At 65.7% G+C, this 25509-nt stretch carries 23 protein-coding genes and 1 tRNA gene; 17 read left to right on the top strand and 7 right to left on the bottom strand.

Annotated elements, in window-relative coordinates:
* Positions 1 to 83: 83 nt before the first annotated feature.
* The 3 genes from QP997_RS00400 to QP997_RS00390 all read right to left on the bottom strand — a co-directional run bounded on the left by QP997_RS00400 (position 84) and on the right by QP997_RS00390 (position 1700).
* Positions 84 to 734 carry a DNA-binding protein gene (locus QP997_RS00400; protein WP_284845877.1) on the bottom strand — a complete coding sequence of 217 codons (651 nt, stop codon included), beginning with the start codon at positions 732 to 734 and terminating at the stop codon, positions 84 to 86.
* A 106-nt stretch (positions 735 to 840) separates the two neighbouring features.
* Positions 841 to 1359 carry a TVP38/TMEM64 family protein gene (locus QP997_RS00395; protein WP_284845876.1) on the bottom strand — a complete coding sequence of 173 codons (519 nt, stop codon included), beginning with the start codon at positions 1357 to 1359 and terminating at the stop codon, positions 841 to 843.
* 252 nt (positions 1360 to 1611) lie between these two features.
* Positions 1612 to 1700 (bottom strand) — tRNA-Leu (locus tag QP997_RS00390).
* Between the two features lie 161 nt (positions 1701 to 1861).
* Between QP997_RS00390 and QP997_RS00385 the strand changes: the two genes are divergently transcribed.
* Entirely contained in the window at positions 1862 to 2425 is a 564-nt protein-coding gene (locus QP997_RS00385; protein ID WP_284757441.1) for a YbhB/YbcL family Raf kinase inhibitor-like protein, read from the top strand.
* A gap of 32 nt (positions 2426 to 2457) precedes the next feature.
* Here QP997_RS00385 and QP997_RS00380 read toward each other — a convergent pair whose 3' ends face one another.
* Both QP997_RS00380 and QP997_RS00375 read right to left on the bottom strand, forming a co-directional pair.
* Positions 2458 to 3585: a quinone-dependent dihydroorotate dehydrogenase gene (locus tag QP997_RS00380; RefSeq protein WP_070761422.1), complete on the bottom strand. Its 1128-nt coding sequence runs from the start codon at positions 3583 to 3585 to the stop codon at positions 2458 to 2460.
* Between the two features lie 55 nt (positions 3586 to 3640).
* Positions 3641 to 4792, bottom strand: a complete 1152-nt coding sequence (locus QP997_RS00375; RefSeq protein ID WP_284845875.1) for a YncE family protein — start codon at positions 4790 to 4792, stop codon at positions 3641 to 3643.
* 97 nt (positions 4793 to 4889) lie between these two features.
* On the opposite strand from QP997_RS00375, the gene QP997_RS00370 reads away from it, so the two are divergent.
* The 6 genes from QP997_RS00370 (at position 4890) to aspA (ending at position 10659) form a co-directional block, all read left to right on the top strand.
* The gene (locus QP997_RS00370; protein ID WP_070761424.1) at positions 4890 to 5729 is read left to right on the top strand and encodes an undecaprenyl-diphosphate phosphatase; all 840 of its coding nucleotides are present in this window, start codon (positions 4890 to 4892) and stop codon (positions 5727 to 5729) included.
* A gap of 9 nt (positions 5730 to 5738) precedes the next feature.
* Positions 5739 to 7058, top strand: coding sequence for a cysteine--1-D-myo-inosityl 2-amino-2-deoxy-alpha-D-glucopyranoside ligase (gene mshC, locus QP997_RS00365; protein WP_284845874.1), 1320 nt, complete (start codon positions 5739 to 5741; stop codon positions 7056 to 7058).
* Positions 7059 to 7075: 17 nt separating this feature from the next.
* Positions 7076 to 7486 (top strand): hypothetical protein, encoded by a 411-nt coding sequence (locus QP997_RS00360; RefSeq protein WP_284845873.1) that lies wholly within the window; start codon positions 7076 to 7078, stop codon positions 7484 to 7486.
* 112 nt (positions 7487 to 7598) lie between these two features.
* The gene (locus tag QP997_RS00355) at positions 7599 to 7871 is read left to right on the top strand and encodes a phosphoribosyl-ATP diphosphatase (protein WP_012360282.1); all 273 of its coding nucleotides are present in this window, start codon (positions 7599 to 7601) and stop codon (positions 7869 to 7871) included.
* A 96-nt stretch (positions 7872 to 7967) separates the two neighbouring features.
* Positions 7968 to 8882 (top strand): ATP phosphoribosyltransferase, encoded by a 915-nt coding sequence (gene hisG / locus QP997_RS00350; protein ID WP_015381644.1) that lies wholly within the window; start codon positions 7968 to 7970, stop codon positions 8880 to 8882.
* 244 nt (positions 8883 to 9126) lie between these two features.
* The gene (gene aspA, locus QP997_RS00345; RefSeq protein ID WP_083317963.1) at positions 9127 to 10659 is read left to right on the top strand and encodes an aspartate ammonia-lyase; all 1533 of its coding nucleotides are present in this window, start codon (positions 9127 to 9129) and stop codon (positions 10657 to 10659) included.
* Positions 10660 to 10662: 3 nt separating this feature from the next.
* Here aspA and QP997_RS00340 read toward each other — a convergent pair whose 3' ends face one another.
* Together QP997_RS00340 and QP997_RS00335 are read right to left on the bottom strand one after the other, a co-directional pair.
* Positions 10663 to 11490: a RecB family exonuclease gene (locus QP997_RS00340; protein ID WP_284845872.1), complete on the bottom strand. Its 828-nt coding sequence runs from the start codon at positions 11488 to 11490 to the stop codon at positions 10663 to 10665.
* Between the two features lie 70 nt (positions 11491 to 11560).
* Positions 11561 to 12238 carry a YoaK family protein gene (locus QP997_RS00335; protein ID WP_284845871.1) on the bottom strand — a complete coding sequence of 226 codons (678 nt, stop codon included), beginning with the start codon at positions 12236 to 12238 and terminating at the stop codon, positions 11561 to 11563.
* Between the two features lie 35 nt (positions 12239 to 12273).
* Here QP997_RS00335 and QP997_RS00330 point away from each other — a divergent pair, with 35 nt between their 5' ends.
* The 10 genes from QP997_RS00330 to QP997_RS00285 all read left to right on the top strand — a co-directional run bounded on the left by QP997_RS00330 (position 12274) and on the right by QP997_RS00285 (position 25489).
* Entirely contained in the window at positions 12274 to 13107 is an 834-nt protein-coding gene (locus QP997_RS00330) for a tRNA (adenine-N1)-methyltransferase (protein ID WP_015381648.1), read from the top strand.
* 105 nt (positions 13108 to 13212) lie between these two features.
* Positions 13213 to 14829: a proteasome ATPase gene (gene arc, locus QP997_RS00325; protein WP_284845870.1), complete on the top strand. Its 1617-nt coding sequence runs from the start codon at positions 13213 to 13215 to the stop codon at positions 14827 to 14829.
* Positions 14830 to 14881: 52 nt separating this feature from the next.
* Entirely contained in the window at positions 14882 to 16471 is a 1590-nt protein-coding gene (gene dop / locus QP997_RS00320; RefSeq protein WP_284845869.1) for a depupylase/deamidase Dop, read from the top strand.
* Between the two features lie 65 nt (positions 16472 to 16536).
* Positions 16537 to 16734 (top strand): ubiquitin-like protein Pup, encoded by a 198-nt coding sequence (locus tag QP997_RS00315; protein ID WP_012360290.1) that lies wholly within the window; start codon positions 16537 to 16539, stop codon positions 16732 to 16734.
* Entirely contained in the window at positions 16731 to 18242 is a 1512-nt protein-coding gene (gene pafA / locus QP997_RS00310; protein ID WP_284845868.1) for a Pup--protein ligase, read from the top strand. The genes QP997_RS00315 and pafA overlap by 4 nt, the downstream gene beginning before the upstream one ends.
* A 6-nt stretch (positions 18243 to 18248) precedes the next feature.
* On the top strand, positions 18249 to 20555 hold the full coding sequence (locus tag QP997_RS00305) for a WYL domain-containing transcriptional regulator (RefSeq protein ID WP_284845867.1): 2307 nt from the start codon (positions 18249 to 18251) through the stop codon (positions 20553 to 20555).
* 43 nt (positions 20556 to 20598) lie between these two features.
* Entirely contained in the window at positions 20599 to 20847 is a 249-nt protein-coding gene (gene tatA, locus QP997_RS00300) for a Sec-independent protein translocase subunit TatA (RefSeq protein WP_284845866.1), read from the top strand.
* A 43-nt stretch (positions 20848 to 20890) separates the two neighbouring features.
* Positions 20891 to 21922: a twin-arginine translocase subunit TatC gene (gene tatC / locus QP997_RS00295; RefSeq protein WP_284845865.1), complete on the top strand. Its 1032-nt coding sequence runs from the start codon at positions 20891 to 20893 to the stop codon at positions 21920 to 21922.
* Between the two features lie 104 nt (positions 21923 to 22026).
* Entirely contained in the window at positions 22027 to 24762 is a 2736-nt protein-coding gene (locus QP997_RS00290; protein WP_284845864.1) for a DEAD/DEAH box helicase, read from the top strand.
* Positions 24755 to 25489 carry an SDR family NAD(P)-dependent oxidoreductase gene (locus QP997_RS00285; RefSeq protein WP_070760244.1) on the top strand — a complete coding sequence of 245 codons (735 nt, stop codon included), beginning with the start codon at positions 24755 to 24757 and terminating at the stop codon, positions 25487 to 25489. The genes QP997_RS00290 and QP997_RS00285 overlap by 8 nt, the downstream gene beginning before the upstream one ends.
* Positions 25490 to 25509: the final 20 nt, after the last annotated feature.

Below are 25509 nucleotides of genomic sequence, written 5' to 3'. Positions count from 1 at the left end.
TTCCACGGGGCGTTTTGCGCCACACGGTTGGCCCCAGGCAGGGTCAGTGCCAACTTCGGCAGTTGCCTCAAGCTCGGTGTGAGTCAGCCCAGCTCGTCCACGCGGGCGAGCATGTGCACCGCAAGGTTCCATCCGGCCTGCTCGGCCTGCCAACCCGCAGAAGCGAGCCGTTGGCTCATCGCCTGCTTGGAGATGCCGACGACCTCCGCTGCCTCCGACTGCGAGTAACCGGAACGCAGGAGGGCAGTAGCCTCGCGCCCCTCCTTTGTCCGCCGGGCCAACACATGGGCGATGAGGGTAAACGCGGCGGCAATATCTTCGGCGATCTCCGTCCCCTTGCCCGGCGCCTGGGTGTGGTCCGAGCCAGGAAGCTCCAGGCGGACGCTCACCTCGCCAGCCCGCTGCCGGATGCGGACCGCCCGCCGAGCGACCTCACCCGTGGCAGCCATCTGCTCGTGCGGTGCCAATTCCTCCCATTCTTCAGCGCCTTCTGGGTAGGCCTCGGCCATGGTCACCGTCCGCCCGATACCGATGGCGAAGTCCCCGGCCTGGATCAGGCTCAGAACCACCGCGAGCGTCTCCTCAGCCCCCTCGGTGTGGCAGAGCAGGTCCTCGACCCCGACCTGTTCCACGTTCAAAACGGAGTCCGCATTAGCGAAGGCTTCGGTGACCTCTTCGACGTATTCCGCCCGGCGGCGGGACCGGCCACGGTAGGAAGCGAAAATTGCGAACACTTGCTGTCAGAGCTTTCTTATTGGGAACTGCGGGACGTTAGCTGGTGGCCTGCGGTGGCGGGGGCACACCAAACAAAGCGGCGCGTGTGCGCCGGTGATTTTTATTCTAAGGCCTGCTGCTCACGAGCTTGCGCCAGAGCCAGGCCTCACGGGAGGCGATAGCCAGGCCCGCCAGCATCAACAGGGCCGAGGCCACGAGCCACAGCATTCGCGTCCCGGAGTCCATGTGCTGGGAGGTAAGGCTGTTGGTCGCGATGATGAGGCCAACAGTATTGGGAGCGCTGCCCACCACCGTGGCAAAAAGGAAACCCGGGAGGGGGATGCGCACCAGGCCACAGGCGTAGTTTAACAAGCTGAACGGCACCGCTGGCACGAGCCGGAGCCCCAGCACGGCCAGCCAACCACGCTGTTCAATCAGCTCGCGCAAGGTCCCAACGCGCGGGTCGTCACCATCCTCGGCCGGCCGCCACCGACCGCCGACGCGGCGGAAAATCAGCACGGAGATGGTGGCTGACAGCGCGAGCCCCAGGAACATCAGTGTGATGCCCAGCAACGGGTTAAACATCAGCCCCGCGGTCAGCGTCCAGACTGTGCGAGGGAACGGGAACTGGGTACACAGAACCATCAACACCAGGTATGCCAGTGGCGCCCAGGGGCCAGTTGACCCCACCCAGTCGCGGATGGTGTGCGGGGAGGGCAGCGGGATAAAGAAAAGGCACGCGACCGTGGCGAGCGAGGCAAGGATGAGACCGATTTGAGCCCACGTTCCAAGTTGCGCCCAACGTTCGCGAAGATGGGTCAGCACTTGAGGGCGCCCCTTCCAGCCACGTGAGATCCAATAAAAAATCGCCCCGCTTGGCTCAAGCGGGGCGAATCATGGTGTCCGGAGGGGGACTTGAACCCCCACGCCCGTTAATAGGGCACTAGCACCTCAAGCTAGCGCGTCTGCCATTCCGCCACCCGGACAGGGTAAGCATGCACTGCGATTAGATACCTTAGCACCTAGCCCGTGCGTGCTTGAAACACTCTATCCAGCTTATGAAATTAAAACAAATTGGCAGGTCAGGGCAATAAAAGTTCCGGAAATCCGTGGCTAGAGCGCAAGATTGTTCGGTAGACTAAACAGCATGACTCTCAATCCAGAAGATGCTTTAACTCAAGCCTCCTATGTCGACGAGCGCTTCCCGGGACCAGACCCGTATGCGCCACTAGCCGACCTGCCCAAGCTTAAGATCAGCAGCGAGACCTTCGCCGACGGAGACCGCCTCCCGGAGGCGCAACTCGGTGGCAACGATGTCTCCCCGCAGCTGAGCTGGGAGCCCGGCCCGGAGGGGACCGAAAGCTACGCGGTCACGTGCTTTGACCCGGATGCGCCCACCGCCAGCGGCTTCTGGCACTGGGCCGTGTTCAATATCCCGGCGTCCGTGACTAGCCTCCAGCTCGATGCGGGGGACGAGGAGCTCGCCGGCCTTCCAAAGGGAGCGACAGCTCTGCGCGGGGACTCCGGTAGCCGTGGCTACTACGGCGCCATGCCTCCAGAGGGCCATGGCCCGCACCGCTATCTCTTCGCGGTGCACGCTGTCGGGGAGAAGTTGGACATCAGCGACTCCGCAACGCCAACCGTCCTGGGGTTCAACCTCCAGTTCAAGGCTTTGGCGCGCGGCATCCTGTGGGGCTGGGCAGAGAACTAAGCCCCTTAAGCGCTCAACGCAAGGGAGCTGCTTTAGAGCTCCTTCCATTCCAGACCTGAGCCCACCGCTTCGGAGATGTTCCGCAGGCCGTGGGCTCGAATCTGTGCGGCCAGGCCCCGGTGGATCTTCGAGATCCAGTTCGGGCCGCCGTAGATGAAGCCGGTGTAGCCCTGCAGAAGGCTGGCACCTGCAGCGATGCGCTCCCAGGCTTGCTGCGGGGTCTCGATGCCACCCACACCGATGAGCACCAACTTGCCCTCCGCACGTGCCGCAATGCGCCGCAGCACCTCGAGGGAGCGCTCTGCCAGGGGAGCCCCGGAGACCCCACCCGCGCCGAGGGACTGAACCCACTGCGCGTCGGACTTCAGCCCTTCCCGGCTAATCGTCGTATTCGTCGCGATCAGGCCGGTAACTCCAAGCTCGATGGCCAGATCGGTCACGGCGTCGATGTCCTCATCGGAAAGATCCGGCGCGATCTTGACGAACAGCGGGAGATCGGCTTCCTCCTGGACTGCTGCGACGATGGGACGCAGCGAGTCCACGGCCTGCAGGTCGCGCAGCCCCGGCGTGTTCGGGGAGGACACGTTGATCACCAGGTAGTCGGCGACGTCCTTCACCGCACGCGCGGACTCGCGGTAGTCGTTGGGGGCCAGCTCCGGTGGGGTGATCTTCGCCTTGCCCAGGTTCACACCCACGGGCTCGAGGCAGCGGCGGCGGGACAGACGCTGAGCGGCAGCAATCGCGCCGTCGTTGTTGAATCCCATGCGGTTGAGAATCGCGCGGTCCTCAGGCAGCCGGAACAGGCGCGGGGTCGGGTTACCCGGCTGGGCCACGCTGGTCAGCGTGCCGAGCTCCGAGTAGCCGAAGCCGAGCGGGCCCCAAATGTGGAACTCCTCGGCGTTCTTATCGAAGCCCGCAGCCAGGCCGAGCGGCCGGTCAAAGCGAATACCGGCCACCGTCTGGGAGAGCACCGGGTCGTCGACGACTAGCGCGCGACGCACCGCAGCGCAGGCGACCTGCGAGTCAGCGATCCGACGGAAAACGCCCGAGAGCATGCCGTGGATCCGCTCCGGCGGGATACGGAACATCAGCTTCAACAGCTTCTCGTAGGCCGAGTCCGAGAGGTGATCGAAGCGGCGGGAAGTCGGGGTATTGGCCATGGCAGTCTCCTGAATCGTGTTGTGGTGGACGTGGTTCTCTATGGCGACCAGTGGGCTACTGATCCTCGTGAGTCACGGGGAAGTCCTCAGCCTCCGGCACCCCGCGCTCAACGGCGACGTCGATGTCCGCGGCCGACACCCGCTGGGTGGCGCCGTCCGCGCCGAAGAGCAGCATGTCGCCGTCCGGGGAGTCCAGGATGTGGCGCACGTTCGCGATGGAGTCGAACGCGGCTACCTGGATCGGGGTACCGCTGTCGATGCGGTAACCGGTGACCTCATTATCGCCAGTGGTGGAGACCCAGGCGATCTGGCGCTTGCCGTCCCACAGGACCGCCCACGGGCTCTTACCCGTGGGAGCGGCCTGAACCTGGCGCACCACGTCGTTCAGGGTGAACACCTGGAACTGATCCTGCACGGTATCCGCCGCGATGAAGATCCCCTGATCCCCACGACCAACGCTGTTCAGACCCACGCCCTGGCCGATGCGCAGGGCACCGCGCGGGCCGTTGGTGGCGAGGTCGATGTCGGTGATGCTGGTCTGGTCGCGGTCGATCACCGCGAGCCTTTCCTCACCGTGTTCGTTGTTGACGTGGACGAGGTCGTCGAGGCTACGGCTGACGACGATGGTCTCCGCCTCACCGAGCTGATCGCCGGATGGGGAGTAGTAGTGCAGCTGGTTGGAATCCTTGAAGCCCACGAAGACCCGGCCGTCCGTCGTGACGGTGGCCACCGTGGGAGTTCCGTCGAGGCTGTACTTCTTCAGCTGCTTGCCGTCGGCGCCGTATTCATACAGCGCGCCGTCGCAGGCGAGCATGACGCCGTCGGCCGAAGGCGTGACCTTCGTGCACTTCTCCGGCACGTCGATCTTCTTCGCTTCGCCCTCGCCAGACAGCTCGGCCAGCGTTCCGATGCGCAGCGTGGATGCGCTCAGTGCCGCCACCTGCTCAGTCTTCGGGTCCAGGCCGATCTGGGAGACGTCGATGACCTCGCCGACTTCGCTAGCCTTCTGCACCTCACCGAGCGGGTCCTTCGCTGCCGGGGAGTCCGCCGGGGTGGCGGGCGTGCCACCTTTCGGGGCCGACTCTGGGGCGGCGGATCCTTCCGGCGCGCTGTTGTCCGCCGCATCCTCGGTGGCACAGCCTGCCAACCCGAGCCCAACGGTGGCCGTCACCGCAGCCGCCCACGTCAGAGGTTTCTTCCAAGCCATCGCGTCATCGCCTCGTTTACGCCAAACACGCTTACCTGCATTCATCAGGTAGTACGCTACCAGCCGAGTTGGGTGGGTCGGTGTATCGTCCTTAAGCATGCCTACCGAAATGTCTTGGCTGCAGACGATCGTGCTCTCGATCGTGCAAGGTCTCACCGAGTTTCTACCCGTTTCCTCCTCCGGGCACCTGCGGATTGTCTCCGAGCTGTTCTGGGGAGCCGACGCGGGCGCCTCCTTCACAGCTGTGATCCAGCTCGGCACGGAGCTGGCGGTGCTCGTGTACTTCGCTAAGGACATCTGGCGGATCCTCACCGCGTGGTTCGCCGGCCTGGTGGATAAGTCCCGGCGGAACCACGACTATCAGATGGGGTGGATGGTCATCGCGGGCACCATCCCCATCGCGGTGCTGGGGTTCTTCGGCAAGGATTTGATCCGTGACCAGCTGCGCAACCTGTGGATCACCGCTGCCATGTTGATCCTCTTCTCCTTCGTGTTCATTCTCGCGGAGAAGGTAGGACGTCGACGCCGCTCCTTCGATGAGCTGACCATGCGGGATGCCGTGCTCATGGGTCTGGCTCAGTGCCTCGCCTTGATCCCTGGCGTGTCCCGGTCGGGCGGTACGATTTCCGCCGGTTTGTTCCTCAACCTGGACCGCGAGGTGGCCACCCGGTTCAGCTTCCTGCTGGCGATTCCCGCAGTCTTGGCGTCCGGCATCTTTTCTCTGGGGGATGTGTTCGATCCGGCCGCAGGCCAGGCGGCGAGCGGGAGCCAGCTGGCGGTCGGCACGCTGATCGCCTTCCTCGTCGGATACGCCTCCATCGCCTGGCTTCTGAAGTTCGTGTCTAACCACAGTTTCGCCTGGTTCGCAGCATGGCGCATCCCGGTCGGTGTGCTGGTGATGGTGCTGCTGGGCGCGGGAGTTTTGCAGCCGTTATAGTGGGGAACCATGCATTCTTGGTCTGCTCTCCGTGTCCCACAGTTCCCGACGGCCATTCCGGCGGTGGCCGATTCCGCTGCAGCGGAGGTGGTTGCCCCGCCAGCGTTGCAGCTCTACGACACGGCAGATGACCAGGTCAAGCCCGTCGCACTGCCAGAGGACGGCGCCCCGGTGGGCATGTACGTCTGCGGGATCACCCCGTATGACTCCACCCACCTGGGGCACGCGGCGACCTATAACACCTTCGACCTGGTGAACCGCTACTTGCGCGCCGCCGGGCACGCCGTTACTTATGTGCAGAATGTCACGGATGTCGACGATCCGCTGTTCGAGCGCGCCGAGCGCGATGGCGTGGACTGGCGCGAGCTAGGCAAGGAGCAGACCGACCTGTTCCGTTCCGACATGACGCAGCTGCGGATTCTGCCGCCGGAGTTCTTCGTCGGGGCGATGGAGACAATCGATGAGGTCGTCGAGATGGTCAGCACGCTGCTCGACAAGGGCGCGGCCTACGTCGTGGAGGGGGAATACCCGGATATCTACGCCGACCACACCTTTACCGAGCAGTTCGGCTACGAGTCCCGCTACGACGAGGCCACCATGCGGGAACTCTTCGCCGAGCGCGGTGGTGACCCGGAGCGGGAGGGTAAGCGCCATCCGCTGGATGCACTGCTGTGGCGGGCCCACCGCACGGGTGAGCCGGAGTGGGATGCTCCCTTTGGCTCAGGGCGCCCTGGCTGGCACGTGGAGTGCGCGGCCATCGCAATGAACCGGTTGGGGGAGCAGTTCGCCATCCAGGGTGGCGGCGTTGATCTGCGTTACCCGCACCATGAGTACTCGGCAGCTCATGTGGAGGCTGCCTGCGGCACCCAGCGTATGGCGGGACACTACGTGCACACCGGCATGATCGGCCTTGAGGGGACCAAGATGTCCAAGTCCCTGGGCAACCTGGAGTTCGTCTCCGCGCTCACCGCGCAGGGCTTCGACCCCGCGGCAATCCGTGTGGGGCTCTACGCCGGGCACTACCGGGCGGATCGTGACTGGTCCGCGGAGGTCCTCAGTGAGGCTGAGGATCGCCTCGCCAAGTGGCGCGCCGCTGCCGCTGAGGAGAACAATCCGCAGCGTGTCGCGGAAGTGCTGGCGGCCGTCACCGGGCACCTGGCCAACGATCTCGACACTCCAGCCGTCCTGTGCACGCTCGACGAGTGGGCAGCGGCGGTCAACAAGGGCATTGGAGCCAGTGGCTACCGGGTCACCCCTGCCGCCGAGCGCACTGCGGCTTCCCAGGCTCTCGCCGCGGGTCTCGACGCGCTGCTCGGCGTCTCGGTCTAGGGCGGGGGACGAGCGCCGTGACACAGCGCCCATACTCGGCGGGCGATTCTTCGCTTTCCGAATGGCCACCAGATGTCCGTGAGGCCGCCACGGAGTTCATCGGAAACCTCCGGATGATGGCTACCGGCAGCTACCTGCGCGCCGAGGAGCGGGAGCATTGGGACCCGCCGTACCCGGAGTCTGCGGTGGACGAGGCCCAGGCAGAGCTGGTGACCATCGGAGAGGCGATCCTGGGCGGGGCAGATCCTCAGGAGACCTCCCTGGCCGGGGTCCGCAAAATCATCGCAATCTCCGACGCCAACGGCGGGCTGCTCCTGGATAGCGAGGAGCTCGACGAGCTGCTGGTGTTCCTCAGTCGACTCACTGCCACAGTGGGTGGGGAGGCTTCGGTGGTCTGCGACGCCGTGCGCGAGCTCGTCGAGGAGTAGCCCCTTAAGCCCCCCCGGGGGCTGGACACTTTCCCCGATAGTGGTGCGATTATTCACCCCACTATCGGGGCTCCTTGCAACCTTCGGGGGAGACGCGTGCCACAATAGGGGCGTGAGCAATCCCAAGAATTTTGATTCCCTATTCGCGGAGCTTTCCGAGAAGGCGCGCACCCGCCCAGAAGGCTCCGGCACCGTCAAAGCCCTCGACGCCGGTGTCCATTTCCAGGGCAAGAAGATCGTCGAAGAGGCTGGGGAAGTGTGGCTGGCCGCCGAGTACGAGTCGGATGAGGAGCTGGCCGAGGAGATCTCCCAGCTGCTGTACTGGCTACAGGTCGTGGCAGTCGGCCGGGGCCTCAGCCTCGAGGACATCTACAAGCATCTTTAGGCCCAGATAGAAGCCCGAACTAAACGCACGGAACCCGACTGCGCCGCACCCATCACCGCGGCGGCGCTGCACAGTATCCACCACGCAAGGAGCCACATGTCCCCGGTCGCGCCCAACCTAAACGCCCCGATCTCTGAAGACAACGCCACTGATTCCGGTGAGCGCTACCTGCGCGTCGCCGTCCCGAACAAGGGTTCGCTCTCGGAAGCCGCGACGAACATCCTCAAGGAGGCGGGTTACACCACCCGCGCTGATTCCAAGGCGCTGACCGCGGTCGATCACGAGAACCAGGTTGAGTTCTACTTCCTGCGCCCGAAGGACATCGCCATCTACGTCGCCTCCGGCCACCTCGACATCGGAATCACGGGCCGCGACCTTGCCGCAGATACCCGCGAGGAAACCGCCGAGCTGCTGCCGCTGGGCTTCGGAGCCTCCACCTTCCGCTACGCCGCCCCGATGGGCGAGGGCTGGACAGTCGAGAAGCTGGCGGGCAAGCGCATCGCCACCGCCTACCCGAACCTCGTGCGCAAGGACCTGAATAACCGGGGCATCGACGCCACGGTGATCCGCCTGGACGGCGCGGTGGAGATCTCCATCCGCCTGGGCGTGGCCGACGCGATCGCCGACGTGGTCTCCACCGGCCGCACTCTCCGCACGCAGGGCCTGGAGCCTTTCGGCGAGCCGCTGTGCGTCTCCGAGGCCGTCATGATCGGCCGCAAGGGGGCCGAGATGGACGAAGCAAAGCAGGTGCTGCTGAAGCGCATGGAGGGCATCCTGCACGCCCAGAATTACGTGATGCTTGACTACAACGTCTCCCGCGACGTGCTGGACGAAGTTGCCGCCATCACCCCGGGGCTCTCGGCCCCGACCGTCTCCCCGCTGGCCAATGAAGGCTGGGTCGCGGTGCGCGCAATGGTGCCGCGCAAGCAGGCCAACGCGCTGATGGATTCGCTGTCCGCCCTGGGGGCGGAGGCGATCCTCGCAACGGATATCCGCATCGCCCGGATCTAGCGGATTCGCCTTATCCCTCAACGGGGTCGCCGTCGTGGCGGCCCCGTTTTTCTTCCACGGCTACCCCAGGGGAGATAGCCCCGCGCCTGCCGCGCGCCGTTTCTTCTACACTCTTTAAGTACACCCGTACCGGCACCGGTCAGCGAGAGCGTCCCCTGCTCCGCCGCACCGGGGAATTAGTACGGCTCCCAACACCCCTTAACGCCTGTGGCGATTGACGCGAAAGTTTAGGTGGCAGTTTCACATGGCACACCGTCCCAAGCCCTCCCCAAACTCCCAGAGCTCCAGCGACGGGCACGTCCTGAGCTCGACGGACATCATCACCTCAGCCGAATCCTCCTCCCTGGAAGCCCGCAGCGGCGCACACTACCGCCTGGAGGAAGACCTGCTGGGCACGATGAAGGTTCCGGCAGACGCCTACTACGGAATCCACACCCTCCGAGCCGTGGATAACTTTCAGATCTCCCGGACGAACATCAACCACATCCCGGAGCTCATCCGTGGCATGGTGATGGTGAAGAAGGCCGCCGCGATGGCCAACATGCGGGTCAAGGCGCTGCCCATCGACAAGGGCGAGGCGATCGTCGCGGCCTGCGATGCGGTGCTCGAGGAACACCGCGCGATGGATCAGTTCCCCATCGACGTCTTCCAGGGCGGGGCAGGGACGTCCCAAAACATGAACACCAACGAGGTCATCGCGAACCTCGCGCTGGAGCACCTCGGGTACCCGAAGGGGCGCTACGACATCATCAGCCCGAACGATGACGTCAACATGTCCCAGTCCACCAACGACGCCTTCCCAACCGGGCTGCGCCTGGGCCTCCACTTCGATATCGACGAGCTGCTCAAGCACCTGGCTGCGCTGGAGCGCGCGCTGTTCGCTAAGGCCCAGGAGTTCGACCACATCATCAAGATGGGCCGAACCCAGCTGCAGGACGCCGTCCCGATGTCCCTGGGCCAGGAGTTCCGCGCCTTCGCGAACAACATCGCCGAGGAGTCCGCGCAGCTCAGGCATGCGCAGTCCCTGCTGCGCCAGGTCAACCTGGGTGGCACCGCGATTGGCACCGGTGTGAACACACCCCCGGGTTACCGCGAGGCGGCCATCGAGGCCCTGCGGGAGATCACGGGCCTGGACATCACCTCCGCGTACGACCTGGTGGAGGCGACGAGCGATACCGGCGCGTTCGTCAACACCCACGCGGCGGTGAAACGCACCGCGATGAAGCTGTCGAAGATCTGTAACGACCTGCGTCTGCTGTCCTCCGGCCCGCGTGCCGGCCTGGGGGAGATCAACATCCCACCACGCCAGGCGGGGTCCTCGATCATGCCGGCGAAGGTCAACCCGGTGATCCCTGAGGTCGTCAACCAGATCTGTTTCAAGGTCTTCGGCAACGACGTCACCGTCTCCATGGCCGCCGAGGCCGGCCAGCTCCAGCTCAACGTCATGGAGCCGGTCATCGCGCAGTGCGCCTTCGAATCCATTCGCTTCATGGCGCGGGCCTGCACCACGCTGCGCACGCTGTGCGTCGTGGACATCACCGCGAACGAAGACGTCTGCCGCAACTACGTCGAGAACTCGATCGGCATCATCACCTACCTCAACCCGCTAATCGGCCACCACAACGGCGACCTGATCGGCAAGGAGGCCGCGGCGACCGGGAAGTCGGTGCGCGAACTCGTCTTGGAGAAGGGGCTGCTCGACGAGGACACCCTCAACGAGGTGCTGAGCACGGAGAACCTGCTCAACCCGATGTACCGGGGTCGCCGCTACGAGTAGGCGCTAGCGGACCCCCGGGTACTCCGGGGGCGTGCCGCCGAAGGCGGGGCAGATCTCCTGGAAGGAGCACCAGTCGCAGAGCTTGGAGGTCTTCGGCTGAAAGTCCCCGCTATGGATATCAGCGAGGATGCTGTCCCAGAGTTCGCGCAGGTCGCGCTCGAAGTACTGCAGCTCGGCGGGGGTGGGCTGCAGCACCAGGTCATCGGCCACCTTCAAGTACATCAGCCGAAGCTGGGCCGGGATCAAGTCGTGCAGCCGCCAATAAACCAGGGCATAGAACTTCATCTGGAACAGCGCCTGGGCGGCGAAGCGCGGTGGCGGCTTCTTTCCGGTCTTGTAGTCGACGACGCGTACCTGGCCATTCGCGGCGACGTCCACCCGGTCGATGAAGCCGCGGACGGGAACCCCGTTGGGCAGGGTGGCCTCGACGAACTCCTCGACCTCGTGGGCGTCGAAACCCTGGGGGTTCTCCATCTGGAAATACCCCTTGACCAGGGCGCGGGCATCGACGAGGAAGTCGTAGAGCTGGTCCTCCGGAACGAGCTCGTTCAGATCGGTGTCCTTGTCCACCATCTTTGTCCACGCGGGCTTCAGCATCTTCACTGCGGCCGGGTAGGTGCGCTGCTCACGGGGCAGGGCGTGGAGTTCCTCGAGCACCGCGTGGACGAGGGTTCCCTTCACCTGCGCGATCGTCTTGGGTTCCGGCAGCTTGTCGATGCTGCGGAAGCGGTAGAGCAGGGGGCACTGCTGATAGTCCCCGGCGCGGGAGGGGGAGAGCGCCAAGCGGTCGAGGGAGACCTTCGGCTGCGGTTTCTCGGTCGGGGTGGACACTCATTCTCCTTCGGCTTTGTTCTTAGGTTTGGGTCTCCGCAGGGGCTCTGCGAAGCGTGGCTGCGGCGGGCTACAGCGGTAGGCCGGCGCGGCGTCGGTGGTCGCGGACCAGCTGGTTGATCGCCACGGTCACCAGGGTGATCAGCGTCATCAGCTCGACGGCGTGGATCCCCAGCATCCGGTAGGCCAGGGCGCCGGCGATCGCCCCGACGGACAGGCTCAGCCACAGCGAGAGGTTGAGGATCCAGACGAGGTGACGGCCGTCGAAGAACGCGTCAACGAAGCGCTGCCCCGTGCGCACCAGCGTGCCCGTCATATACGTCAGCGGGATAGCGACCTCGCCGTTGCGTTCGAAGATGCTGTTCATGGTACCCACGCCGATGGACAGGGCGATGATGGCCGCGCTGTGGTGTTCCAGCTCGATGAGGACGCTGGAGAGGACGAACCAGAAACTCACGTTGACGAGGACGAACTCCCGGCCCCGGGTCTCCTCCAAGGCGCGGACCACGATGCGTTTCGTAAACGCACCGTTGATCACGCCAATCAGGAAGAAGATGATGCAGCCGCCGGCCACTTTCACCATGTCCCAGTTGCCGTCGACGATGGCGGTGGCGGAGCGGGTGGTGTTGCCGGACATGAAGGAGAGGAACACCCCGCCCAGGTAGAGAAAACCCACCGAGTCGATAAAGCCGGCGATGAAGGCGAATACGCCTGCCAGCACCCGTTCCCCGGGACGCGATTCCATCATAGTGATTTGAGAGTCTAGTAGGTTAGGGTTTTCCTATGGCTTATACCGGACCTTTTACCGCCGGAGACCGCGTCCAGCTGACCGACGCGAAGCGGCGACACTTCAGCATCACCTTGACCCCGGGGGAGAGCTTCTTCACCCATAAGGGCGAGATTCGTCACGACGACATCATTGGCGCGGATGAGGGCACCGTCGTGGAGTCCAGCGTGGGCGGGGAGTACCTCTGCTTCCGCCACCTCCTGGTCGATCAGGTACTCTCCATGCCGCGTGGCGCAGCGGTGATCTACCCGAAGGATGCCGCACAGATCCTGGTGGAGGGGGATATCTTCCCCGGCGCGACTGTGCTGGAGGCTGGTGCTGGTTCCGGCGCGATGTCCAGCTGGCTGCTGCGAGCGGTCGGTGAGCACGGGAAGGTCATCAGCTATGAGGTCCGCCAGGATCACCTGGATTACGCGGTGAGCAACGTCCACAACATCATGGGTGGGGAGCCGAAGAACTGGGACGTGCGCCTGGGCGACGTCAAGGAGGCCACCCGCGAGTCTGTGGGCGAGGTCGACCGCGTCCTGCTGGACATGCTTGAACCGTGGGAGGTTCTGGAGACGGTGCGAGACGTCCTGGTCCCGGGCGGGGTGTTCATGACCTACGTGGCCACCGTCCCGCAGCTGATGAAGGTGATGGAGGGCATCCGGGAGCTTGGGTGCTTCACCGAGCCGCGCGCTTGGGAGTCGCTGGTGCGCGAATGGAAGGTGGAGGGCTTGGCCACCCGCCCAGAGCACCGCATGAACGCGCACACCGCGTTCCTCATCTGGGCCCGCCGCCTGGCGGATGGCGTGACCGCCCCGCGGCCACAACGCCGGGCACGCCGCTAGAGCGATCCGAGTACGGCTAGCGGGGACGGGCGCGCTTCCCGGTAGCCTCTCCGCTAGGCCTACCGGCAGGTTTTGAGCTGCGGTGCCTTCAGTAGGATTGATGGCATGACTGCGCAGAATCCTTCCGATCAGCCTTCGCCCACCGCCCGCGAATTGCGGCTGGCCAATCATCGGTTGGGGGCCCAGAACGAGAAGCTCACCGAGGCGCTGAAGGCCTCCCGCGAGAAGCTGGCGGAGATCAATTCCCGCCTGGCGGATATGGCCGAGCCGCCGAGTACTTACGGCACGCTGCTGCAGCTGAACGGTACTGGGAAGACCGCGGAGGTCTTCACCTCGAACCGTCACATGCGCCTGGCTGTTTCCCCGCTGCTGGACCGGATGGATCTGCAGCCCGGGGCGACGGTGCGGCTGGGGGAGAATCTCCAGGTCGTGGAGGTCACCGGCTTCGCTGATTCTGGCGACGTCGCCGCGGTCGTCGAGGTCGTCGGTGATCGCCTGATCATCGCGGACAAGCTGGGGGAGGAGTCGATCGTCAAGGCAGCTCGGCCGCTGCAGTCCCTGATCACGAACCGGGAGCTCACCACCGGCGATAGCGTGGTCGTCGACCGTCGCAGCGGCTGGGCCTTCGGCATGATCCCCCGGGCCGAGGTCACCTCCCTGGTGCTGGAGGAGGTCCCGGATGTCAGCTACGAAAACATCGGCGGCCTGAGCAATCAGATCGAGCAGATCCGGGACGCGGTGGAGCTGCCCTTCCTGCACCCGGAGATCTACCGCCACTACGGACTGCGCCCGCCGAAAGGCGTGCTGCTCTACGGCCCGCCCGGCAACGGCAAGACGCTCATCGCCAAGGCGGTGGCCAACTCGCTGTCGAAGTCCATGGGCTCCAGCGACAAGGCGTCCCGCTTCGCGGATTCCTACTTCCTCAACGTCAAGGGCCCGGAGCTGCTGAATAAGTTCGTCGGTGAGACGGAACGCCAGATCCGGCAGATCTTCGAGCGCGCCCGCAAGATCGCCCACGCCGGTAAGCCGGTGATCGTCTTCTTCGACGAGATGGAGGCCATCTTCCGCACCCGTGGCACCGGCGTGTCCTCGGACATGGAGTCCACGGTCGTCCCGCAGCTGCTCTCCGAGCTGGACGGCGTGGAGGGACTGGATAACGTCATCGTCATCGGCGCCTCGAACCGCGAGGAGCTCATCGACCCCGCCATCCTGCGCCCGGGCCGCCTGGACGTGAAGATCCGGGTGGACCGCCCCGACCAGGACGCCGCACTCGACATCCTGTCCAAGCATATCGACGCCTCCCTGCCGCTGGCCGCGGACCTGGTGGCGGAGCACGGCGGCAAGGAGGAGGCCGCGGCCGCGCTATGCCGCATCATCGCCGAGGAGCTCTTCCGCCGGGATGCCGCGCACCGCTACGTGACCCTCCACCTCGCGGATGGGCAGACCAAGGACCTGTACTGGGCAGACTTCGTCTCCGGCGCGATGCTGGCCAATATCGTCGACCGCGCCAAGACCTTCGCGATCAAGCGCGCCCTCTCACAGACCGCTACTACCAGCCAGGCTGCCGCCGAGGGCGGGCTGAGCACCGCGGACGTCCTGGATGCCATCACGGCGGAGATCAACGACAGCGAGAACCTGCCGGACACAACCAACCCCACGGAATGGGCACGCATCTCCGGGCACGCCACCGGCCGGGTCGTGGACATCACCCTGGCGGACTAGAGAACTAAGCCCGACGAGAGAACACTTTAAAAATCCTGGAAGGAAAACCCTGGTGAACGCGCAGAAGGATAACGAGGCCACCGGCTACGTGCTCGGCTCCGAGACGGAGTTCGGCATCGTCGCCGTCGACGCCCCGGAAGCCAGCCCCGTGTACACGAGCACGCAGGCGGTCGTCGCCTACGCGGAGGTCTCCGGGCAGGGAGTCAACCGCCGGACCCGCTGGGACTATGACTCCGAGTCCCCGCTGCGCGACGCCCGTGGCTTCGACCTGCGCCGCTACCGTTCCGGCGCGGCCCCCAGCTACGACCCGAACGCAGTGGGCATCGCCAACGTCATCACCCCGGCGGGTGCGCGCTTCTACGTGGACCACGCCCATCCGGAATATTCCTCGCCTGAGGTCACCTGCGCCTATGACCTGGTGGTCTGGGATCAGGCCGGCGACCGGGTCATGCACGCTGCTGCGCAGGCAGCGGGGCAGGTCGAGGGCCAGCCGGAGCTGAAGATCTACAAGAACAACGTGGACGGCAAGGGCGCGTCCTATGGCGCCCACGAGAATTACCTCTACCCGCGCAACCTCAACGTCGAGGACGTGCACCAGGCGCTGATTCCGCACTTCGTCACCCGCCAGATTTACGCCGGCGCGGGCCGCGTGGGGCTCGGGCAGGCAGGGGAGCAGGCGGGCTTCCAGATCTCCCAGCGCGCCGACTACATCGAGACGGAAGTGTCCCTGGAGACCACCCTGAACCGCGGCATCGTCAATACCCGCGACGAGCCCCACGCGACCGCGGATGATTGGCGCCGCCTCCACGTGATCATCGGCGATGCGAACTTGAGCCAGTTCGCGACCTACCTGCGCTTCGGCACCACCGCACTGGTTCTCAAGGCCGTCGTGGCGGGCGCCGATTTCAGCGACATCGTGCTGATCGATCCGGTCGAGGATGTCCGCCGGGTCTCCCGCGACCTGGAGTTGAAGACCCCGCTGCGGCTCTACGGCAACACCACCGCAACCGCGATCGAGCTGCAGCGTAGGATCCGCGAGAAGGTCATCGCCGCCCTCGAACCGGCAGGAAAGCTCACCACCGACGAGCAGCGAGTGCTGGCGCTGTGGGAGGAGATCCTGGACGACCTGGAAGCTGATCCGCTGCGCACCTCCGACCGGCTGGACTGGACGGCGAAATACGCACTGCTGCGCGGCTACCGCGCCCGGGGGCTGGAGTGGTCGGACCCGCGGATGGCGCTGATCGATATCCAGTACCACGACATCGACCCGGCCCGCGGGCTCTACCACGCGCTTGTCGCGCGCGGGAAGATGCGCACGCTGGTCGACGACGCCGAGATCACCGCGGCCGTCGACACCCCGCCTCGGGGAACGCGGGCCTGGCTGCGTGGGGCGCTGGTGAAGCACTACGCCCCAAAGATCCTCGCCGCGAACTGGGATAGCGTTGTCCTCGATCACCCGCACGAGGGGCACCCAGCGATGCGGGTCGGGCTGCCCGAGCCGCTGCAGGCCACGGCCGACAGCTTCTCGGGCACCGTGCTCGCGGATCTCGCGGAGGCCAAGCCGGGCCAGGCCCCGGAGTTCTCGGAGGTGGCTGCCGCGCTGATCGCCGCTCTGCCCGAGCGCGTGATGGGCGTGGGCTAGCGCCGAACGCGCCTGGGAGCCCAGGTAATGTGAAGTTCAACTAATCAACGTTTGAGGAGATAGGCATGGCAAACGCTCAGCAGCAGGTCTTCGGCGGCGGGGGCGGCGACGACGCCGAAAACAACGACGCCCCGCAGCAGGGTTCGGGCACCCAGCAGGTCAACGTCACCGGGACGGACGACCTCCTGGACGAAATCGACGGACTGCTGGAGACCAACGCCGAAGAATTCGTCCGCTCCTACGTCCAGAAGGGCGGACAGTGAGCCCGGTGACCGGAGACGCCACACCAACGGAGCAGGCAGCTGCGGAGAACCCCGTCTACGTCCGCCGCATCATGGGGCTGGAGACGGAGTACGGCATCACGAACGTCCTCGACGGCACGCGCCGCCTGGGGCCCGATGAGGTCTCCCGCCTGCTGTTTTCTCCCATCGTGGAGAAGTACCGCAGCTCCAATATCTTCACCGAGAACGCCTCCCGGCTGTACCTGGATGTGGGCGCGCACCCGGAGATCGCGACCGCAGAGTGCGATAGCCTGCACCAGTTGCTCGCCTACGATCGCGCGGGCGACGAGCTCGTCCAGCAACTGGCGAGCCGCGCCGAGGAAGAGCTGGCCGGCAACGGTGTCGGTGGGCACGTCTTCCTGCTGAAGAACAACACCGACTCGATGGGCAACTCCTACGGCTGCCACGAGAACTACCTGATCAGCCGCAACGTGCTGCTCAAGCACCTGTCCTCCCAGCTGCTGCCGTTCCTGGTGACCCGCCAGCTGATCTGCGGGGCGGGCAAGCTCACGATCCCAAGCCCGGGCGCCCCGAACGAGAACTTCGAGGCCGGGTTCATGATGAGCCAGCGGGCGGACTACATGTGGGAAGGCATCTCGAGCGCCACCACCCGTTCCCGACCGATCATCAACACCCGTGACGAGCCGCACGCGGACTCCTCGAAGTACCGGCGCCTGCACGTGATCGTGGGCGACTCGAACATGTCCGAGACCACCACCGCGCTGAAGATCGGTTCCGCGCTGCTGGTCCTCGAGATGATCGAGGCGGGCGTGGAGCTGCCGAACTACGAGCTGGCCAACGAGATTCGCGCCATCCGGGACATCGCCCGGGACTTCACGGGGCTCACCGAGGTCAAGCTGCGCAGCGGCGAGACTGCCACCCCCCTGGAGATGCAGCGCACCTTCCACGCCGCTGCGGTGCAGTGGCTGGAGCGCCGCCCAGAACCAGAGTGCGTCGATGGGCGTTGGCTGGGCACCCCGCGCGAGCAGCTCGAGCCGGTGGTGGAGCTGTGGGGTCGTGTCCTGGACTGCTTCGAGACCGGGGACTTCTCCCCGGTAGACACCGAGATCGACTGGGTGATCAAGAAGAAGCTGCTGGACGGCATGGCCTCCCGCCACGGACTGGAGCTGACCGATCCGCGGCTGGCGCAGATTGACCTGCGATATCACGATATTCACCCCACCCGTGGGCTGTTCAACGTGCTGAAGCGCCGCGGCCAGGCAACGTCGATCCTGAGCGAGGAGCAGATCCACGAGGCGATGGACCAGGCTCCGACGACGACGCGTGCGGCCCTGCGTGGACGCTTCCTCTCCGCCGCGCGGGAGCACGGCTGCGCCACGACCGTGGACTGGATGCGGCTGAAGATCAACGGCGAATTCGGCAGCGAGGTTGCGCTCCCGGACCCGTTCGCGGCCACGGATCCGCAGGTAGACGAGATGATCGCCAGCATGGCTGATCTCGGCGGTGCCGACGCGCCCGCGCGGGGTTAAGCGCCGATGGTGGGTCCACACAAGCCCGGCAGCGCCGGGTCCCGCAACCGGCCAGTGAAGGTGACCTGGCAGCAGGGCGCGAGCAGGCTATTCAACCTGGTCATCGGCCTGCTCAACGCCCCAAGCCCCCGGCCGACCGCCTGGGTCGTTGAGAATATCGAGGGCTATTCCGGGCAGCTTAAGTCCCGGGAACGCGTGTTCCACAGGGACCGGGAGTCGCTGCGCCAGCTGGGGATCCAGCTGAGCCACGAAAGCCGGGAAGGGCAGGACTACTGGCTGCTGCGCCCCGAGCAGGTCTTCCTCCCGGACCTGGACCTCTCGGAAGCCGAGCTGCAGGTGTTGGCGACCGCCACGCAGTGGGCACGCCAACCGGTGGACTCCGCGATGGCTGGCCCCACGGCACAAGCGCAGCTGAAGCTCGCCGGCGCGGGGCTCAGCAGGGTCGACGATGCCGCCGTGGTTCAGCCCGTCCCCGACATGGTGGAGCTGGATCCGCGCAGCGTCGACGCTATTTTCCGCGCCACCCAGCGCGGGCTGCGGATGACTTTCTGGTACTACCCGGCCTACTTGGTCGAGCCGGAGCAGCGCACGCTGGATCCATGGGCGGTTGCCGGGGTCGAGGGCCGCCTGTATGTCACCGGTTTCGACGTTGACCGGGGTGCCCAGCGCACCTTCCGCCTGGCCAGGCTCTCCGATGTTCGGGCGGAGGCGCAGTTCACCCAGCACCCGGCACCCACCGATCCCGCGACCGGTCAGCCTGTGCCGGCCGGCGAGTTGATTCGTCGCGGGCTGGAAGGGCACCAGACGAAGGTCACAGCTAGCGTGCTGTTCACGGGGGAGGGGGCCATCGAGCTTCAGGACATGGCCCACGAGCTCCGCGATACGCCCGACGGACGAGTGGGGACGGTCGGGCCGGTGGATCGTGATTGGCTAGTGCAGACGGCGGCGAGCTATGCCCCGGATGCAGTGCTGCTGGGGCCCCAGCAGCTCGTCGTTGAGGTCCTCGACCTTCTGCAGCGCGCCCAGCGGCTGGGCACCCAGGAACGGATCTCAGCCACGCAGGCTACAGCCGCGCCGGCCGCGACCTTGGATGGCGGTTCAGCGGTGGACGAGCAAGAGCCGGAGATCACGGAAGCCGACGCCCCCGATCAGGCCATGGACGAAGACGAACCGGCCAACGTCCAAGCGCCGCCGGTCAACCTGGTGGCCCAGCAGTTCGCCCAGACGCTTTCGGTGCTGGCCTGGTTCCAGGCCCACCCGCGTGGCTCCTTCATGCGGGCTTCCCGCGACCTGGGACTCAGCGTGGCCCAGATCCAGCACGAGCTCAAGCAACTGAGCATGTGCGGGCTGCCGGGCTATTACCCGGGATCGCTGGTTGAGATCGCGATGGACCGCACCACCGCGGAGGCGCAGTTCACCGCCGGGTTGGACGGCCCGGTGCGGCTGAGCACCGTGGAGGCCGGCGCCTTGCTGCTCAACCTGGAAGCGGTCCGGGACGCCGTCCCCGCCGAGCAGCGGGAAGCCGTGGACTCGGTCACCGCCAAGCTGCGTGGCCTCCTGAAGGGAAAGCAGGGCGCGGCCAACCGGCCTTCGACGGGCACCGATTCCGGCCCCTCTCAATTCGGCACCATCACCCCGGAGCACCTGGACACGGCTGCGCAACCCCAGCCCAACTCCCCGGAGAACACTGTGGAGTCCACCCTGGATCTGCTGCGCACCGCACTCGCGGAGAGGCGTGTCGTGGACTGCGAATACCTCACCCTCAGCCGGGATCAGCGCAGTAGCCGCCGCCTGGTGCCGGACGCAATCCGCATGATCGAGGGCAACGCCTATCTGTTGGCGCGCAGCATCGACGACGAGGGCGTGGTGGATCAGTCCCCGAAGAACTTCCGGGTTTCCCGCATGAGCGAGGTCACGCTCGGGGAGGAGGCCAGCGCACCGGCGCGATTGTCCACCGAGGTGGATGCCACCGACCCCTTCGCCTTTGGTGCGGCCGCCGATTGGGCGCACTTCCGTCTCTCCGACTCCGCCCTGTGGATGCTGGAGTACTTCCCGCTGTGGCAGGACGCCGACGCGGGAGACGAGGACGGCAACGACGCCGACGGTGCCGAATCCACGTCCGCTGCGACCAGCACCGACGCGAGGAGCACCGCGGTGACGATGCCGGACACCGGGGCCTGGCTGGAGCGCTTCCTGATCGCCCATGCCGGGCAGGTCGCGGAACTCTCGACCCCGGACCTCGCCGGACGCGTCGCGCGACGCGCGGAAACAGGGCTGGGGGTTTATCGGGACCGTTTCCCCGATGTAAGCTGAAGGCTGAGATTTTTAACGCAGGTCCTGAAAGGCAAAAACCTTCATGCTCTCTGGTAGCCACATCCTCATCCTGTTGCTGGTTGTCCTTCTCGTGTTCGGCGCATCCCGCCTGCCGAACGCAGCCCGCTCCCTCGGCCGTTCGATGCGCATCTTCAAGTCCGAGATGGACGAAATGCGCACCGATAACCCAGAGCAGAACGGGCAGGAGGCCATCGAGCAACAGCGCACGCCGCAGCCTAATCCGGCGCAGGAGGTCAATCCAGCGCAGCAGCAGAATCAGAACAGCAACTAGGTAGAAACTCGCGCCCACCTTCGGCGCGTTTTCGCTCTTCCGCATGAGTAACACCCCTCAGGTAGCACGCACAGCCCAGCGGCCCCGCCGCCGGGCTTTTCGCCGTGCCAACCAGCGCCCAACCAACGGCGCGATGAGCATCGTCGAGCACATTCAGGAGCTGCGCCGCCGCCTCATTGTCGCGGTCATCGCAATCCTGATCGGCACGATCCTGGGCTACCTCTGGTACGGCACCAACGTGGGCCCGATCCGCAGCCTCGGGGAAATCCTCCGCGAGCCTTATTGCAAACTCCCTTCCGAGGTGCGCTTCGGTGCCGCGACCGGGGAGTGCCGCCTGCTGGCCACCGGCCCCTTCGAGATGTTCCTGCTGCGCTTGAAGGTCGGTTTCATCGCCGGCATCGTGCTCTCCGCTCCTGTGTGGATCGGCCAGATCTGGGGCTTCATCACCCCGGGGCTGAAGAAGAATGAGCGCCGCTGGGCGGTCTCGGTGTCACTGGTAGCAACACTGTTTTTCTTCTTCGGCGCCGCGCTGGCCTACCTGGTCCTGCACCACGGCCTGCACTTCCTCCTAACGGTCGGCGACGAGGCCCAGATCACCGCACTGAAGGGCAGCGAGTATTTCAGCTTCGTCCTCATCCTCCTGCTCGTCTTTGGCGTCAGCTTCGAGCTGCCGTTGTTCACGGTGCTGCTGAGCTTCGCGGGGCTGCTGCGTTACGACAGCATCAAGACGAAACGCCGCTACATCATCGTCGGTCTCTTCGCCTTCGCGGCCTTCGTGACCCCGGCTGACCCATTCTCCATGCTGGCGCTCGGCTGCGCTCTGACCCTGATGATGGAGATCGCCTACTTGATCATCCGTTTCAACGATAAGCGCCAGGATAAGCGGCAGGCCCAGGCGGCGGACGCCTCTGGTTCCGAGATTCGCCCCTCCGGCGCGGTCGCTCCCGCAGAGGCAGTCGAACGGGCCGAGCCGGTCAGGGCCTCCCAAGGAATCGCGGGTCAGGCACCGGCGGACCCTGGCATGGGACGGCGGAACTCCTTCAACTACGCCGAGATCTTCGACGAGGACGTTTAAACACCACCTCACCCCAATGGGTGGCGAGCCGAGGCTTGAGCGACCGCCCGAACCGACGTCCTGAAACGCGTGAGCAACAGCGAGCGGATAGACTCGGTACACATATGGCTAACAGCGCTACGTGCAACGCAAAAAACTACCCCACGCTGGTCGAAGAGTTCCGGAAGGAATACGACTTCGAACTCGATGAATTCCAGCTCGACGCAGCCGCTGCGATCGCCGAGGGCAGGGGAGTGCTCGTGGGAGCACCGACCGGTGCCGGAAAGACGATCGTCGGCGAATTCGCGGTCTACATGGCCTTCCACGGTGGCGGGGCCTGCTTTTACACCACGCCGATCAAGGCACTGAGCAACCAGAAATACCACGACCTGTGCGCCAGCTACGGCGAAGAGAACGTCGGGCTGCTCACGGGCGACGTGACGCTCAACCCGGACGCGCCGATCGTCGTCATGACCACCGAGGTCCTGCGCAACATGATCTACGCGGACTCAAATCGGCTGGCCAGCCTCACCCACGTGGTGATGGACGAGGTCCACTTCCTGGCCGACCGGTGGCGCGGGCCGGTGTGGGAGGAGACGATCCTCAACCTGGACCAGCGCGTGACCCTGGTGTCGCTCTCGGCGACGGTCTCCAATGTGGAGGAGTTCGGCGGCTGGCTGCGCACCCTGCGGGGTGAGACGGACATCATCGTCACCGATAAGCGCCCCGTTCCGCTGACCCAGTACATGATGGTCGGCTCGAAGATCATGCGGCTGTTCAGCAAGAACGCCGAGCACCTGGCGGGGGAGAATCACCCCGGCGCGATCAACCGCTCCCTGCTCTCGGCGGTGGGCAAGGCGGAGGCCTATGGCAATCAGCGTGGGCCCCGCCGCGAGGACGTGGTGCGCCACCTGGAGCAGGCGAAGATGCTGCCGGCGATCTACTTCATCTTCTCCCGCATCGGCTGCGATAAGGCGGTGCAGCAGCTGCTGATCCGGAAGGTGGAGCTCACCACGCCCGAGGAGGCTCGTGAGATCGGCGAGATCATCGACGACGGCGTAGCTGGGCTGGAGCCGGCGGATCTGCACATGCTGGGTTTCCGCCAGTGGCGCCGGGCCTTGATGCGGGGATTCGGGGCTCACCACGCCGGGATGCTGCCGGCGTTCCGGCACATCGTTGAGAAGCTGTTTAGCCGTGGGCTGTTGAAGGTCTGCTTCGCCACCGAGACGCTGGCGCTGGGCATCAACATGCCCGCGCGCACAGTGGTGCTGGAGAAGATGACGAAGTTCAACGGGGAGGCTCACGCGGAGCTGACCCCGGGCCAGTACACGCAGCTGACGGGGCGCGCAGGGCGCCGCGGTATCGACACGGTGGGCAATGCCGTGGTGCTGTGGAGCCCCCAGGTCGATCCCTACGCGGTGGCAGCGCTGGCCTCGGCCCGGACGTACCCGCTGGATTCGACGTTCCGGCCGGGCTACAACATGGCGGTCAACCTCATCGCCACGAAGGGTTGGGCGGAGGCACACCGGATCCTGGAGCGTTCCTTCGCCCAGTACCAGGCCAATGACACGATCGTGGAGCGCGCGCACGCCGTCGAGCTGCGCCGGCAGGACTTCGACCGGGAGCGTGCAGAGCTTCAGGCCCTGGTGGGACGCACCGAGGCCGCACAGCGGGCCGACGCCGCCGAGCTCACCGAGCAGGTCTTGGATTACGCGGAGCTACGGCGCACGCTGTCCCACGAGGAGCGGCAGGCGAAGCGGGATGCCGCCCTCGAGCGCCAGCAGGAGGTCGAGCACCTGCTGCGCTCGATCAACGTGGGTGATGTGCTCGCCCTGCCGACGGGCAAGAACCCGGTGACCGCGGTGGTCGTCCGTTCTGATTCGGGTCGCAATCCGCGCCCTACCTTGGTTCTCGACGACGGCTGGGTGGAGCGCGTCGCCGCCGACATGTTCCGTAACACCCCGGTGATCATCGGTCACATGAGGATTCACCGAGGCGTGGAGCGCGCGCCGAAGCGCCACGCTCGGGCTGTGGCCTCCCAGCTCCGGCGCATGCACCTGGATAAGCCGAAGAAGATCCGCCCGCACGCCCGCGGGGGTTCGAAGAAGGCCGCGGAGCTGCGCAATCAGCTGCATGTCCACCCGGTGCATGCCTGGGCGGAGCGCGAGGAGCTGGCGAAGAAGGCGCAGTCGGTGCTGAAGGCCGGCCGACGCTGGGAATACCAGAAGCAAGAATCCGAGCAGCCTGGGGACTCACTGACCGCCACCTTCGACCGGATCATTGCGCTGCTCGAGGAGCTGGGCTACGTGGAAACCTGGACGGCTGAGGGTGGTACCCCGGCGGCGAAGGTCACCGAAGAAGGTGAGAAATTGGCTCGGATTCACCACGAATCCGATCTGCTGGTGGCCCAGTGCCTCCGCCGCGGGCTGTGGGATGACCTCGACCCGGCCGAGCTGGCCGCTGCGGTGAGTGCCTGCGTGTTTGAGAACCGTCGGGAATCCACCGTGCGCACCCAGCTGCCGACCGATGCGCTGGAGGAGGCGGTGGCTCACACGCTGCGCGTGTACAAGGAGCTGGTCAGCGACGAGGAACGCCACCGCCTGACCGCCACCCGGGAGCCTCAGCTGGGCTTCGCCACGGCGGTGCACCAGTGGGTGGCCGGGGCACCGCTGGAGTACTGCCTGCAGGCCGCGGAGGCCTCGGGGGCGGTGCTGACCCCGGGCGATTTCGTCCGCGCCTGTGGTCGGGTGAAGGACCTGCTGGATCAGATCAAGATGACCGGTTATTCCAACGACGTGAGGAAGTCCGCGCGTAAGGCCGTGGACGCGATGCAACGAGGGGTTGTGGCTATCGATGTCTAATATCGCCATTTTCGGCGCCACCAGCGAGATCGGCGAGCACATCGCGCGCCTGCTGGCACCGGGGCAGTCCTTCCTTTTGGCAGGACGCCGGCCTGAAGCGCTGGACACCCTGGCCGAGGAGCTACGCGGCTTGGGCGCACGGCGGGTGGAGACCTACTTCTTCGACGCGGCAGATACCGCGAGCCACAGCGGCGTCATCGATGAGATGGAGGCGGACTGCGGGCCAATCGACACCGCCTTCGCCATGTTCGGGGTGCTGGGCGACCAGCAGCTCGCGGAGGAGGACGGTGCTGAGGTCTACCGGGTGCTGCACACCGACTTCACCGCGCAGGCCGTGCTGCTCACGGAACTATCCCAGCGGATGAAGCGCCGCGGCACGGGCACGCTGGTGGCGTATTCCTCGATCGCCGGTGCCCGGGTGCGCCGCCCGAACTACGTCTACGGTTCCGCGAAGGCCGGCCTGGATGGGTTCGCCCAGGGGATGCAGGACGCCCTGCGGGGCAGCGGGGTGCGGCTGATGGTCGTGCGCCCCGGCTTCGTCATCGGACGGATGACCGAGGGGATGGATCCTGCACCGATGTCCTCCACCCCTGACGTGGTTGCGAAGGCCACCGTGGAGGCCCTGGAAGGCAACCGCGACGACGTGTGGATCCCGGGAAAGCTCCGCGTGCTGGCTGCGGTGATGCAGCTGGTCCCGCGTTGGCTGTGGCGGCTCGCGCCGCGTTAGAGCACTTTTGCCACCGCCGG

Origin of the sequence: Corynebacterium sp. MSK039 (assembly GCF_030232315.1) — a bacterium.
Classification (GTDB): Bacteria; Actinomycetota; Actinomycetes; order Mycobacteriales; family Mycobacteriaceae; genus Corynebacterium.
This window is presented reverse-complemented; position numbering and strand designations above follow the sequence as displayed.